Genomic DNA, 15,188 nt, shown 5'->3' on the forward strand with positions numbered 1-15,188 from the left:
TGATTTATTATGAAAATGTTTTAAACTTGGAATATGGAGTGATGTGAATAGAATCAAATAATTTTCTTTCATATTTTAGTAATCCTGTTATGGCGATCATGGCCCCATTGTCTGTAGTGTATTCTTTTTTTGGTATAAAAATTTCTAATTTTTTGTTTTTTTTCGACAAAGACATAAATAATCTTCTGATTTCATGATTAGCAGATACTCCTCCTGCTAAAACTATTCTGAAAATACCAGTTTGTGAAATAGCTTTTTCTACTTTTTCTAAAAGTATTTCTGCTATAATATTTTGTATGGAAGCACAAATGTCAGATAAATTTTGTTTTACAAATAATGTATTTTTCTTTAATTTTTTCTTTATAAATTGTGATACATCACTTTTGAATCCACTAAAACTGAAGTCTAGTCCACTGACTATAGGTTTTGAAAAAATAAATTTTTTTTGATTTCCATTTTTAGAAAAAAACTCTATCATAGGTCCACCAGGATAATAAAATCCCAATATTCTAGCTATTTTATCTAAAGATTCTCCCACAGAATCATCTAAAGTAGATCCTAATATTTCCATTTGAAAAAAATCGTTTACTTTTATAATTTGAGTATGACCTCCACTTATAACCAAACCTAAAAATGGAAAATTTGGATAAGAATTGTTAATGTTCGCATTTTGTATAAAATGAGAGAGTATGTGAGCTTGTACATGATTTACAGTTAATAATGGAATCTCTAATCCCATGGAAAATGATTTTGCGAAAGAAGCTCCTACTAATAAAGGACCAATTAATCCTGGACCTAAAGTAAAAGATATAGCATTAATTCGGTCTCTATGAATTTTTGCTGAAAAAATCGCTTGTTGAACTGCTTTTGTGATATTTTGATCATGTAATCTTGAAGCTAATTCAGGAACAACTCCTCCATATTTACTATGAATTTTTTGATGAATTATAATATTGGACAATACTTTTCTATTTTGAATAATAGAAACACCTGTATCATCACAAGATGATTCTATCCCAAGAATTATTGTTTTTTTTTTCATAAAAAAATAACGATATCTTTGAAAATGAATAATATTTTTTTTTATCAATTTCAAAAAAAAAGAACCCTTATTCTACTTTTTTTATTAGGATTTCTTTTATTTTCTGTTTATTATCAGAAACAGAAAATAAAAGAAAAAGTTTCCACATTTTTTTTGAAAATTTTTTTGAAAAAAGTAAGGAATCATTGGAATGAAAAAATTATTATCAAACATGCCTCTATTAATTTTTTAGAAAGAGAACTTATTTTTAAAGATCTAAAAATTTTAGATCATCATCGTTTTTCTTTTATTCATATATCTAAATGTAAAATATCCATTGATAATTTACTTTATTTTATTTTTGTAAATTCAGAACATTTAAAAATAAGAAATATTTTCATTGAAAATTCTTCTTTTTTTATAAAAAAATATTTTAAAGAAAAAGAAAATAATATTCTTTTTTTTATCAAAAATTTTTTGATTCATAAAAAATTAAATAAATCTCGCATCAATTTTATTACCTGTTCCAAATTAACAATCAATCAATCTTATTTAGAATATCAGAATACAAGTTTTAATAAAAAGATTTTTCAATATTTTTTTTCTAGTTGGATAACTAATATTCAAATTGATAATACAAAAATAAAAGCTTCTATTTTTTCTTTTCAATCTAAAAAAGGATTTATTAAAAAAAATAAATTTCCTTTCATAAGACATTTATCTTGTGATTTAATATATTATTATTCAGTTCCAAAACTAAAAGGAAAGAATGTCTTCTTAAAAACAACTAGTAGTTCTTTAAAAGGAAATTTCACTTTATTTCAAACTCAAGAAAGTAAAAATGTTTTTCCAAAAAAAAACATACAATGCCAAATTTTAGAAGGATCAAAATTAGGTTCAGATCTTGGAGTTTTGTTTTATAACAAATGGAACTCTTGCTCGAAAATATTTATTCAAGGTACTATTCATGGAAATTTTAATGATGAAAACAAAATGTTTGTTCTTTACAATATTTCTATAACAGATTCAAAAAAGAACAAATTATTCGCAAATCAAATTCATATTTTTTATGATGTAAAAAAGAAATGGAAAAAAATAAAGTTTTTTAAAACTTTTTTTCAATTCCATCCTTCTGATATGAAAAAAACAATTCTATATAATTTGGATTCAACATTTCAATTTTCTAGACTGTTTTTTAATTTAAAACAACCTATTATTTATCAAGGAGATTTCCTACTATCCTCATTCGGAAACAAAAAGAATTTAATAAAAATAAAAGGAATTGTTAAAAATCGTTTTTTCGTAGTTAAAATAACTACTTACGTTTATTTTTCGAATCAACAATATATAGGTAAAATTTTTATAGAAAAAAAATATTTTTTTTTAAGGAAAAAACCAATTATAAATACAACATTATCAAACTTATGTATTCTAAATTTAAAAAAAAATTTTTATAATGTTTTTATAACTCTACTATTTTCTTATTCAGAATATAAAATCCATTTTACAGGAAAAGTATTTGAAAATCTTCAAAATATATATGTTAATATATACAATAAAAACAAAATTAATAGAAGGATTAAAATAATATTTATCAATAATCATAAAAATCAGTCTTTTCAAAAGATCAGGATAAACATGCATGATATGATTATTGGTCATATTTATGGATATATAAAATGGAAAAATTTATTCAAAATTTATTGTTTAAAAAATCCATATAATAAAAAAGAAACCCAATATGTAAAATTTAATTTTTTGATTAAAAAATCTTTTTTTGATCTTATAGAACCAATGAAAAACAGAAATATACTTTCTGATATTCAAATTTCAGGAGAAAAAAAAGATAATACATTCAAAATGATTTTTTATACAAAATCCATACAATTAAATAATATTTTGATTGATCAATTATTTGTAATGATAGATTCTTCTTTGAAAGAAAAAATAAAGATTCATGTAGAAAAAATCATTTCTAAAAATTTTTTTTCTAAAAAAATAAATATATCTATTTTCGATTATACAAATTTTTGGATAATAAACTCTAAGTTTTTTTTCAAATTAAAAAAACAAGAATACAAGGAACAAATACTGAATTTTTTTTGCAAAACAAAAGGAAATGTTCTCACATGTAATCCCTTTCTTTCTAAATTAAATATAAATGGAAATAATTGGATGATTGATTATAATTATCCTAACAATTTAGGAATCATTAAAATCGATTTAATCCATCAAAAATATATTATTGATAATATTATTTTTTCCTATGAAAAACAGAAAATTATTGTTAATGCAAATTGTATTAAAAATAAACAAAAAATGTTTCAATTTTATCTCAAAAATGTACCATTAAAAAAAATCATATTTAATAAAAATATAGATGGATTAGCAAATGGTTTTTTTTGTTATAAAAATGTTTATAATAAAATTGAACCTAACATTAATATAGATATTAAAAATTTTTCAATTGGAAAGAAATTTTTAGGAAATTTTTCCATTTATTCTTTAAAAAAAAATAAAAAAGATTATGAGATTAATGGAATTCTTAGAAAAAATTCTTGTGATATTTTGAAAATATTTGGAAATATTAAAAATGAATACCCAAATCAACCCCAACTTAATTTGGATATCATCATTCAAAATTTGAAAATAAATAATTTTTCTTTTTTTTGGAAAAAAATGAATACCGAAATCAGAGGAAATATAACAGGAAAAATACAAATTTTTGGTCATTTGAATGACCCTCATTATTTCGGAAAATTAGAAATTTCAAAATTTGGAATCAAAATCAATTCTGCAAAGACAAATTATGAAATTATAAATCCTGCTTATATCAATATTTTTTCTGAATTTTGCACTTTATCCACTTCTTATTTCGTAGATACTAAATATAATACAACAGGATATATTAATGGTTTTTTTTCACACAAAAACCTTATTCAATGGAATTTAATAAAATTATCTATCAATACAAAAAATTTGCTTGTTTTAGATTCGGATGAAACACACAACAATTTTTTATTTGGAAAGATCTTTACTCATGGAAAAATTCAAATAACAAAAAGAGAAAATCGTACTCTGATTTCCATGAAAAATGGAGAAATTTTGAATTCTTCTCATTTATACATTAAACCTAAAATATTAGAATTTCATAAAAAAAATCTATCCAAAAAAAAATTAAATGATCTCAAAAAAAAAGAAGAAGATGATTCTTTACTAATAGATATTAATACTATTATAAATCAAAATACAAAAGTATCAATATTCTTAGATAAAAATCATTTTATTGAATTTAGAGGAGAAGGTTCTTTTTCAATAAAAAAAACATTCAAAAAGAATGTACAAACTAGTGGTAGATATTTTGTAAAAGATGGATTTTATCATTTTTATAAAAATGATAAAATTCCCATAAAGTTAGAAAAAACATTCAAAATAAAACCGGGAGGATCTATTACTTGGAAAAATGACTTTTATCAATCGAATATGATTAATCTCATTGCTTATGAGACTAAATACGTATACAATATTATTGAATATATAGAAGATTTTTTCATAGAAGAAAATTCAAAGAATCATAAAAATATAATATTTACAGAATTAAGAATTCATATTTCCGGTAAAATACAAAAACCTAATATTAATATGGATATTCTTTTTCCTGATACTCAGAAAAGTATACAAAAAAAACTATCAGAAAAATTAAACTCTTTTGAAGAAAAAACAATGCAATTTGTATCTATTCTAATATTAGAAAAATTTTTTATAAAAAAAAATTTTTTCTATTTTTCTATATATGAAATTATTTTGAACAAAATAAAAAATATATTATCATCATATAATAATCCAAATTAATCAATTTATAAATAATCGTTATATCTTTTGAAGATTTTCAAAATTGTTGTTACATAATTTTTTGTAATTAAAAAATGATTATAGTTTTTTTTTAATGAAACAAGAAAAAAAAATGCACGATATGTTAATTAATTTCATTTTTAGAATGAAAAATCAAGAAATATAAAATTCTTGATCTCATTTTAGGAAATTATATGTAATTGACTGCAAATAAATTATGAAATTGATTCTATCATAGAATAAAAACTATAAAATATATTGAAAAACAAGAATTTATTTCTTAAAAAGAAAGTTTTGTATCTTGGTATTTTAATACCTTATATTTAAAAAAAATTCATAAAAAATAAAAATATAAAACAATGATTCTAAGATATAATACAGACGAAATCGACAATACTATTGTTAGAAAATTAAACATAAATGCTAGAACTCCCTACACTGAAATCAGTAAACAAATCAGTCAAGAAATCAAACCATTATCTGTTGGAACCGTTCATGTTAGAGTAAAAAAATTAGAAGATGCAGGAATTATAAAGGGAAGTACTTTAATTATAGGATATGAGTCATTAGGATTTCATTTAATAGCTTTCGTAGGAATTTTATCGGATTCTCGTGAATCTAAATTAGTAAAAGAAGAATTAAAAAAAATACCAAATATAGTTCAACTCTATATCACTTCAGGAAAATATAATCTATTTTGTAGAATTATTGCTAGAGATCCTTCAGATGCAAGAGATGTGATTTCTAAAATAGGGGAAATAAAAGGAGTACTCAGAACAGAATCTACTATTTGTCTAGAAGAAAGTATCAATGATGAAAATAGATTATTATCCAATATTTTACAAAAACATCAAAACATCTTATAAATTATAAATAATATAATTGGAAATTCTTATTATCTATCATTTAAATATGAATTTTTTTCTTTAAAAAAGAAAAAAATTTTTCCTTCCGAAAAAATGGCTTAGGCTCCAATTTTTTAGGTAATGGCTAACTTCTTTAAATTTTATAATAAAAACATTGCATATAAAATTTTAGTTTTAATTATTGCAGTTTTATTACTGACATTTTTTTTCCCAAAAAAAGAGATCATGAAATATGAATTTTTAGAAGGAAAAACTTGGTCTTATGAAAATTTATTTTCTCCATTTAATTTTTTAGTTCCAAAAAATAGTCAAGATATAGATTTGGAAATCCAAAAATTGAAAAAACATCAAGAGATATTTTGTATTAAAAATGAAAAAACAGTAAAAAATATAAAAAAAAAGTTAAAAAAAATTTCAATTATACGAAAAAACAAACATTACAATCAAATTGTTCATAGAATAATCAATACAATATATAAATATGGATATCTGGATAATTATGATAATTTCACAAAACAAAATAAAAATTCTATAATTTTCTTGAAAAAGGATAAAAGTTGGATTCCCATTTTATATCAAAATATTATTACATATGATAAAATCAACGATCTTCTTGAAAAGAATTTCAGGAAAAAAAGTGATCATGGTATAAGGATTTTAAAAAAAATTTTAAGAAAAATTATCGCACCTAATTTATTTTATAGCCAATATTATACAGATTTTTTTTTGAAAAAAAAAATTCAATCTATAAAAAAAATTAAATATTCCTTTACAAAAGGAGATAACATTATTAATAGTAATGAGATTATAAGTAAAAATAAATTTCAAATTTTGTCCTCTTTTAAAAAGGAATATGAAAATAAAATATGGAATAATAAAAAATATTATTGTCTTGTTATAGGATATTTTTTTATCATAAGTATGATTCTTACTTTATTTATGTTATATGTTTTTTACTTTGAAAACAAAATATTTCAAAATAACAGAAAATTGAATTTTCTGATTATAAATATATTACTAATATCATTAATTACCATTATGATTTTAAAATATAAATCTAAAATATTATATATAATACCCTTTTGTATCCTTCCTATAAGTGTACGTGCTTTTTTCAATTTGAATTTGAGTATTTTTATTCATTTAATAACAATCTTGTTATTGTCTTTAATTACACCAAATAGTTTTGAATTTATTTTTTTACAAATGATTGCAGGTTTTTTAGTGATGTTGACAAAAAAAAATATTTCCAAAATGGAAAATCTTTTTATTGCTGCAGCAAAAATAACCATAACTTATATTACTACTTTTAGTTTACTCACTTTAATCCGTGAAGGATCTTTAGAAAAAATTTCTTGGGATACTTTTTCTTTATTTTTTTTTAGTGGAATCTTAACAACTTTATTTGTTCATCCATTAATATTTCTTTTTGAAAAATTATTGAATTTAACTTCAGATATTTCGTTATTAGAACTATCTGACACCAATACTCCTATATTAAGATTATTATCCCAAAAAGCACCAGGGACTTTACAACATGTTTTAACAGTCGCAAATATAGCAGAAGAAACTGCTGTCGCAATTGGCGCTAATTCTCTATTAGTAAGAATAGGATCGATTTATCATGATATAGGAAAAATAAAAAAATCTAAGTATTTTATTGAAAATCAACAAAATATAATTAATCCTCATCAAAAATTAAGTCCAAAACAAAGTGCAAAAATTATTTTAGAACATGTATCAATAGGGGTTAAACTAGCAAAAAAATATCATTTACCTGATTCCATTACTGATTTTATACGCACTCATCATGGAAATAGTATTGTTTATTCTTTTTATGAAAAACAAAAAAAAATATATCCAAATATAAAAGTGGATAAAAAACAATTCCAATATTCTGGTCCTAAACCATTTTCAAAAGAGACGGCTATTGTCATGATAGCTGATTCTATAGAAGCGGCTTCAAAAAGTATCAAAAATCCATCAGATAAAGATTTGGAAAATTTGGTAGAAAATATAATCGAAAAACAAAAAATAGAAAATCAATTTTCAAACGCCGATATTACTTTAAAAGAAATAGAAAAAGTAAAACAAGTTTTGAAAAAAAAATTAAAAAATATTTATCACACTAGAATAATATAATCCTTAATTTATAAAATAAATTATTTGGTTATTTAATAGATCTATTTTAGATTTGTATTTTTTTGGAGAATTGCCGGAGTGGTTAACGGAACAGTTTGCTAAACTGTCGGTATGTAAATACTGCGTGGGTTCGAATCCCACATTCTCCGTAATATTATAATATTATATATTATAAAAAAAAACGGGGTATAGCGTAGTTTGGTTATCGCGCCTGGTTTGGGACCAGGAGATCGTAGGTTCAAATCCTGCTACCCCGATTTATTTATGATTGTGAGATCACGTAGCTCAAATGGATAGAGCAACTGCCTTCTAAGCAGTAGGTCACAGGTTCGAATCCTGTCGTGATCATTTTTTTCCTTCTAATACTTCATCGATCATCCCGTATTCTTTAGCTTCTACAGAGGTCATCCAGTAATCTCTATCTGAATCTTTTTCTATTTTTTCAATAGAAATCTCTGAATGTTTCGATATAATTTCATAAAGCTCTTTTTTCAATTTTAAAATTTCACGAACTGTTATTTCAATATCTGAAGCTTGACCTTGTGTTGCTCCTATAGGTTGATGAATCATGATTCTAGAATGTTTCAATGCTGATCTTTTATGTTTAACTCCTGCACAAAGCAAAACAGCGGCCATAGATGCAGCCATTCCAGTACAAATAGTTGATATATCAGGTTTTACAATTTGCATTGTATCATATATTCCTAATCCAGCATAAACATCTCCTCCTGGAGAATTAATATATATTTGTATATCCTTCATAGAATCTACAGATTGCAAAAATAATAGTTGAGCTTGCACTATATTTGCAACTTGATCTTCTATTGAAGTTCCTAAAAAAATGACTCTATCCATCATTAAACGAGAGAAAACATCCATTTGAGCTACATTTAATTTTCTTTCTTCTACAATATAAGGAGTCATGGATTTAATAATATAATCATTCATTGTTAAACTATTAATTCTCTTGTGTTTTTTTGCATATAGCATAAACTCTTCTGAGTTTTTATGAAAATTCATTTTTTTGAAATTGAAAATTTTATCAAAGTTACTTTCTTCTATGTAAAATTTTGTAAAAAAAAGTTTATACATGCATAAAAAATACAGAAATTAGAAATTTTTAATCTTAAAAGATATTGGCTTTGTACAGAAAACTAGTAATACAAACAATAATATACTCTATAGGATTTGTATTTCCTAAAATGGTGAATTATGTTTTTTTAAAATTTTTTACTGTTTTTTTTAAAAGAGAAGAATTTTCTCTTTACACAGATATGTATGCATTATCTTTCATTGTTATAGGATTTCTTTCTTTTGGATTAGAAAATACCTACTTTAGATTTTTATATAAGAAAAATTATAACAAAAAAATTGTTTTTTCAACGGGAGTGATAATACAATTGTTGATCAGTTCTTTTTTTTTGTTAATTTCTATAAATTTAATAAAATATTTATCTTTTATTGCTGGATATCATCATCATTCAGAATATTTTTTCATGTTTTTTTTTATTATTTTTTTTGATACAATTTGTATTCTTCCTATGGCTTGGCTTCGTGCAAATGATAAACCTGTACAATATTCTACAATAAATATTGTAAATATATTAATACAATCATTTCTAATAATATATTTATTTTTTTATTCTGATAATATTTTTTATGGTAAAAACACTTTTTCTTTTTTCATTTTTAAATGGATTAGTTCTTTTACAGATAAAATAGGTTATATCTTTTTTTCGAATATGATCTCTTCTTTAATAAATTTATTTTTAGTTTTTCCTATTCTTTTCAAAGAGGTAACTATAAAAAAGTTTAATAAAGTTCTTGCTATCAAAATGTTAAATTTTGGAATTCCTATTATGATAGGAACTATTGCTTTTTCCATTAATGAAAATTTAGATAAGATTTTGATTAAAAGATGGGTTTCAGATGAAATGAATGGGGCCTATTCAGCTTGTTACAAAATTGCCTCTTTTATAAGTTTGTATCTTAGAATTTTTAGATTAGGAATTGAACCTTTTTTTTTTAAAAAATCTAAAGATGCAGATGCAATATATTATTATGAAGAAATCATTTATATGTTTATTTTATTTGGATTAATTTTTTATGTGTTAATATGTGGGAATATTAACATATTTATGGAATTTTTAATTGATAAAAAATATCATGTAGCTGTTTCCATTATCCCCATAATAATGATGGGAAATCTTTTTTTGGGAATTTATACGAATTTATCCATTTTTTATAAGATTATAGATAAACCTATTATTGGAACTTATATCTCATTAATTGGTGTATTGATTACTTTTTTATTTAATGTTATTTTTATTTTCATTTCTACTGATCATAGTTTTATGATTCCGGCTTGGGGTACTTTTACGTCTTATGGATCTATGCTTATAGTTTTATATATTTGGGGAAAAAAACAGTTTTTACAATTTTGTAATAAAAAAATTAAAAATATTATAATGCATTTTTTATTTGCACTTTTTATCGTTTTTTTGATAAGAAAAAAAACGGAATTAAGCTTTTTATTACAATTTTTATATCTAATTATTATTTTTTTTTCAGAGAAAAAAAGATTGACCAATTTAATCAAATAAGAATCAATTTTGCGTAGAAAAATATATAGATACACTTTAGTAGCCAGTATCAAAAGACCTGTTGAAATCAATTTTTTGAGAAGAAAGTTGATTTCAACAGGTCTTTTGATTTATGAAAATACTAGATATTCTTTTTTCTTGAAAAAAAAAATGATAGAATCAATTTGTGTCATTCATCTCACGAAAAAGAAAAAACATCCATTTTATATGGAAATTCAAATCATTGTAATCAACGTTTCTCCTAAAAAAAAAATAATGATTAAACCCAATGAAGAATTAGGAGTATTAGATATCGTTACAAATGTTAAAAAAATAAAATGGAAAGAATCTTCTATTTTAAACAGAAGTATGAGAGGAAATAATAGTTTTGGAAGCACTGGAATATTATAAGGAATAAAAACAAATGAAATAATATGAAAATTATAATCCCCATGGCTGGAAAAGGATCACGTCTTTTTCCACATACTTTAAATACTCCTAAACCATTGATTCATATTGCAGGAAAAACAATTTTGAGAAGATTGTTGGAAAGTTTATCCAAAATTATTCAAGTTTTCTCTATACAAGAAATAGTTTTTATTTTAGGAAATTTTGGAAATCAGGTAGAAAAACAATTAATCAGTTTATCTCATGATATGAAAGTTCATCCTATTATATATTATCAAGTCATTCCTCTTGGAACAGCAGATGCTTTGTTGAAGGCTAAAAAATCTTTAACAGGAGAACCAATTATTGTAGCTTTTTCTGATTCTTTATTCTATCATCATTTTTTTGATAAAGAAATTACTACTCATAAAGTAGATAACATTATCTGGACAAAGAAAGTTGAAAATCCTCATTTATTTGGCGTAGTAAAATATTCCTCTTCAGGAATCGTTACTCATTTTATAGAAAAACCAAATAATTATATATCAAATTTTGCTATTGTGGGACTTTATTATTTTAAAAATAGTCTGATTTTAAAAAAAGAATTACAATTTTTATTGGATCATAATATTAAGAATAAACAAGAATATCAGTTAACATCGGCTTTAGAAAATATGAGAAAAAAAGGAGAAAAATTCATTATCAAACAGGTAAAAGAATGGATGGATTTTGGTAATCAAAAAAAAACTATTTGTTCAAATTCAAAAATATTATCCATTGAATCTCAAAATTCAGAATTAATTCATAAAACAGTCATTATAAAAAATAGTTTGATTAAAAAACCTTGTTCAATCAAAGAAAATACAAGTATTGAAAACAGTATTATAGGCCCTTATGTTTCAATAGGAAAATTCACAAAACTAAAAAATAGTAATATAAAAAAATCTATAATTCAAGATTATACAATTATTCAACACGCAAACTTAAATCATTCAATAATAGGAAATCACTCTATTTATATAGGAGAAAAAGCAAAAGAAGTAAGTTTGAGTGATTATTCTGTTTTCAAATAAATCAAAAATTCATAATTTTTTTTATATTTGAAAAAAAACTCCATGTATATGGATTTCGTTTCTATTTTTTATATACCACTTGGTACTTTTGGTACCACAGAAATCGTGGTTATTGTCATTCTTGCTCTTTTACTATTTGGAGGTAAAAAAATTCCAGAATTAATGAGGGGATTGGGAACTGGATTGAAAGAATTTAAAAAAGCTTCTGAAGAAGAAAAAAATTCAGAATCAGAAGTTAAAAAGGAAAAAAAATAAGATATTTTTCTTTCACTTTACGTTTTATGTTTGTTGATTAGTATTATTTTTTCTAATAATTTTAGAAACTAATCAAACTCATCAAATCAAATAATGGAAACAACAAAAATAAGAAATATTATGTTTTTTGTGTTCATCTTAAAAAGCTTGGTCATTCAATCTATATCAAAACCATTCTTGGAACAAAAAAATGTAATCAATTTTTATAATAATGTTTTTAATCCAAAACTAAATTTAAATAATATACATGCGGAAAAATTATGGAATAAAACGTTAGTAGGAAAAAAAAAATCTTTATCTGAAAAAAAGCACTCTCAAAATAAGAAAAAAAATACTGCTTTTCTCAATGTTAATACTGAAGAATTAAAACGAAGACTAAATTTTCTAAATCAAAAATCTCAAATTAAAATACTAAAATACAACAGTATAGTACATGCTTCTATAGAAAGTTATCTTCGTATGAGTAAATATATAGGAAAAATTATTTCACTGTCAGATTTTTTTTTTCCTATGTTTGAAGAAAAACTTGAAAATTACCGTCTTCCAAAAGAATTAAAATATTTAGCTATTATAGAATCCAATTTAAATCCTGTTGTTACTTCCAAAGCAGGAGCGAAAGGTATTTGGCAATTTATGCCTGAAACTGGAAAAATATATAATCTTGATATTAATCATCTTTATGATGAAAGAAATGATCCGATTAAATCTACAGAAGCAGCTTGTCGGTATTTGAAATTTTTGTATAGAAAAATAGGAAATTGGGAGTTTGTTTTAGCCGCATACAATGCAGGACCTGGAACCGTGGATAAAATATTACAACGCTCTAAAAATAGAAAAAATTTTTGGGAATTATGGGAATTCTTTCCGAAAGAAACCCAGAATTATATTCCAAAATTTATAGCTATAAATTATGTAATGAATTATCATAAGGAACACAATATTTACAAATATAGTTCTTCCCCTTACAAATACAAATATAAAGAAACAATATTAATACCTATCAAGGAAAAAATTTCATTGAAATTTTACGCTTACAATTTAAATATTTCCTATCAAGATTTAATCCTTCTCAATCCGCAATATCTTGTAGATCTTATTCCTTCAGGAAATAAGTTAAGATTACCAAAAAATAAGATTTTTATTTTAAAAAATAAAGAGAGATTTTTTTCAAAAAAAATCCATAAAAATTGATTGTTTCATCTTTATATATAAATAATAGGAAACATATTTCTGTTTTAAAACTATGAACGAAAAAACTGAACAAAAAAGAAAATCTTTACAACTCGTATTGGAAAAGATGGATAAAATATATGGAAAAGGAACCGTAATGCAAATGGGGGATTCTCATATAAAAAATTTAGAAGTCATTTCTTCTGGATCTTTAAGTTTAGATATTGCTTTAGGTATAAAAGGATTTCCAAAAGGTCGGATCATTGAAATATTTGGACCGGAATCTTCCGGAAAAACTACTTTAGCTTTACACGCTATAAATCAATCTCAAAAATTAGGAGGTTTTGCTAGTTTCATTGATGCAGAACATGCTTTTGATCGTATTTATGCTCAAAAAATAGGAGTAAACATAAAAGAATTAATTATATCTCAACCAGATAATGGAGAACAAGCCCTAGAAATTGTAGACAATTTAATTAGATCTGGTGTGATCGATATTATAGTAGTTGATTCTGTAGCGGCTTTAACACCTAAAAGTGAAATAGAAGGAGAAATGGGAGATTCTAAAATTGGATTACAAGCAAGGTTAATGTCTCAAGCTTTGAGAAAGCTAACATCTAGTATAGGAAAATCTAAAAGCATATTGATATTTATTAATCAATTGAGAGAAAAAATAGGAGTTTATGGAAATCCAGAAGTCACAACAGGAGGAAATGCTTTAAAATTTTATTCCTCAATACGATTAGACATTCGAAAAGGAAATCAAATTAAAAACGGAGAAAAAATATTGGGAAATAGAACAAAAGTTAAAGTAGTGAAAAATAAATTATCTCCACCTTTTAGAACTGCTGAATTTGATATTATGTACGGAGAAGGAATTTCAAGAATTGGAGAAATTCTGGATCTAGGAGTAGATTTAGGAATTCTCAAAAAAAATGCTTCTTGGTTTAGCTATGGAGATATCAAATTAGGTCAGGGAAGAGATTCTGTAAAAGAATTCTTAAAAGAGAAAGAAAATATCATAAATGAAATACAAAAAAATATATACAAGAATATTATATGAAAATTACTTTTTTGGGAACTGGAACTTCTCAGGGGATTCCTGTTATTGGATCTAAACATCCGGTATGCTTATCGAATAATTATAAAGATAAAAGACTTAGAAGCTCTATTTTAATTGAAAAAGATAAAAAAATTTTTTTGATAGATTGCGGCCCAGATTTTCGTTATCAAATGCTAAGAAGTAATTATGAAAAATTAAATGCCATTTTTATGACACATGAACATCAAGATCATATAGGAGGATTAGACGATATAAGACCAATAAATCTTAATATGAAACAACCTATTCCTATTTATGGATTACGTAGAGTTATAGAAAATTTAAAAAAAAGATTTTTTTATATTTTTTTGAAAAACAAAAAATCAAATATTTCCAATATTTCTGTTCATGAATTAGATAATTTTCAAAAATTTTTTTTTGTAGAAAATTTTAAAATTTTTCCTTTATCCATATGGCATGGACATCTTCCTATTTTAGGATTTCGTATAGAAAATTTTGCGTATATCACAGATGCTAGTAGTATTCCCATTCAAACCATACAACAATTAAAAGGAATAAACATATTGGTATTAAATGTATTAAGAAAAATAGTCAAAAATTCTTTTCCTTTCATGCTTTCTGAAACTTTAAATATTATTCAAAAAATTCGTCCTAAACAAACTTATTTAACACATATTAGTCATACATTTGGATTTCATGAAGAAATTGAAACACAATTACCTAAAAATGTATATCTGGCTTATGATCGATTAATTATATATGGATAAGAAATTAACA

12 protein-coding genes and 3 tRNA genes are annotated in these 15,188 nt (G+C 23.4%); 13 read left to right on the forward strand and 2 right to left on the reverse strand.

From position 1 onward, the window contains the following. Positions 1-7: 7 nt before the first annotated feature. Positions 8-1,042 (reverse strand): tRNA (adenosine(37)-N6)-threonylcarbamoyltransferase complex transferase subunit TsaD, encoded by a 1,035-nt coding sequence (gene tsaD / locus BPAA_RS00125; protein WP_041178682.1) that lies wholly within the window; start codon positions 1,040-1,042, stop codon positions 8-10. 24 nt (positions 1,043-1,066) lie between these two features. Here tsaD and BPAA_RS00130 point away from each other — a divergent pair, with 24 nt between their 5' ends. From BPAA_RS00130 to BPAA_RS00155, 6 genes are all read left to right on the forward strand, one after another. Beyond that, entirely contained in the window at positions 1,067-4,873 is a 3,807-nt protein-coding gene (locus BPAA_RS00130) for a translocation/assembly module TamB domain-containing protein (RefSeq protein WP_041178683.1), read from the forward strand. Positions 4,874-5,232: 359 nt separating this feature from the next. Further along, positions 5,233-5,739 carry an Lrp/AsnC family transcriptional regulator gene (locus tag BPAA_RS00135; protein ID WP_015429653.1) on the forward strand — a complete coding sequence of 169 codons (507 nt, stop codon included), beginning with the start codon at positions 5,233-5,235 and terminating at the stop codon, positions 5,737-5,739. A 120-nt stretch (positions 5,740-5,859) separates the two neighbouring features. Continuing rightward, on the forward strand, positions 5,860-7,881 hold the full coding sequence (locus tag BPAA_RS00140; protein ID WP_015429654.1) for an HD family phosphohydrolase: 2,022 nt from the start codon (positions 5,860-5,862) through the stop codon (positions 7,879-7,881). 64 nt (positions 7,882-7,945) lie between these two features. Beyond that, positions 7,946-8,030 (forward strand) — tRNA-Ser (locus BPAA_RS00145). Between the two features lie 33 nt (positions 8,031-8,063). Then, a tRNA-Pro gene (locus BPAA_RS00150) sits at positions 8,064-8,138 on the forward strand. Positions 8,139-8,155: 17 nt separating this feature from the next. Next, positions 8,156-8,229, forward strand: a tRNA-Arg gene (locus BPAA_RS00155). Here BPAA_RS00155 and BPAA_RS00160 read toward each other — a convergent pair. Continuing rightward, positions 8,227-8,901, reverse strand: coding sequence for an ATP-dependent Clp protease proteolytic subunit (locus BPAA_RS00160; RefSeq protein WP_015429655.1), 675 nt, complete (start codon positions 8,899-8,901; stop codon positions 8,227-8,229). The two genes, BPAA_RS00155 and BPAA_RS00160, sit on opposite strands and share 3 nt — an antisense overlap. Positions 8,902-9,083: 182 nt before the next feature. On the opposite strand from BPAA_RS00160, the gene BPAA_RS00165 reads away from it, so the two are divergent. From BPAA_RS00165 to BPAA_RS00195, 7 genes are all read left to right on the forward strand, one after another. Next, positions 9,084-10,484 carry an oligosaccharide flippase family protein gene (locus tag BPAA_RS00165; RefSeq protein WP_015429656.1) on the forward strand — a complete coding sequence of 467 codons (1,401 nt, stop codon included), beginning with the start codon at positions 9,084-9,086 and terminating at the stop codon, positions 10,482-10,484. A 9-nt stretch (positions 10,485-10,493) separates the two neighbouring features. Continuing rightward, positions 10,494-10,874, forward strand: coding sequence for a dCTP deaminase/dUTPase family protein (locus BPAA_RS00170; protein ID WP_015429657.1), 381 nt, complete (start codon positions 10,494-10,496; stop codon positions 10,872-10,874). A gap of 23 nt (positions 10,875-10,897) precedes the next feature. Continuing rightward, on the forward strand, positions 10,898-11,923 hold the full coding sequence (locus BPAA_RS00175) for a sugar phosphate nucleotidyltransferase (protein WP_015429658.1): 1,026 nt from the start codon (positions 10,898-10,900) through the stop codon (positions 11,921-11,923). 42 nt (positions 11,924-11,965) lie between these two features. Next, on the forward strand, positions 11,966-12,178 hold the full coding sequence (locus BPAA_RS00180; protein ID WP_015429659.1) for a Sec-independent protein translocase subunit TatA/TatB: 213 nt from the start codon (positions 11,966-11,968) through the stop codon (positions 12,176-12,178). Between the two features lie 93 nt (positions 12,179-12,271). After that, entirely contained in the window at positions 12,272-13,369 is a 1,098-nt protein-coding gene (locus BPAA_RS00185) for a lytic transglycosylase domain-containing protein (RefSeq protein ID WP_023469894.1), read from the forward strand. 52 nt (positions 13,370-13,421) lie between these two features. After that, on the forward strand, positions 13,422-14,411 hold the full coding sequence (gene recA, locus BPAA_RS00190; protein WP_015429661.1) for a recombinase RecA: 990 nt from the start codon (positions 13,422-13,424) through the stop codon (positions 14,409-14,411). After that, complete coding sequence (locus BPAA_RS00195; protein ID WP_015429662.1) at positions 14,408-15,178, forward strand: MBL fold metallo-hydrolase; 771 nt, start codon at positions 14,408-14,410, stop codon at positions 15,176-15,178. The genes recA and BPAA_RS00195 overlap by 4 nt, the downstream gene beginning before the upstream one ends. Positions 15,179-15,188 lie beyond the last annotated feature (10 nt).

This window comes from Blattabacterium cuenoti BPAA (assembly GCF_000348805.1).
Taxonomy (GTDB): domain Bacteria; phylum Bacteroidota; class Bacteroidia; order Flavobacteriales; family Blattabacteriaceae; genus Blattabacterium; species Blattabacterium cuenoti_B.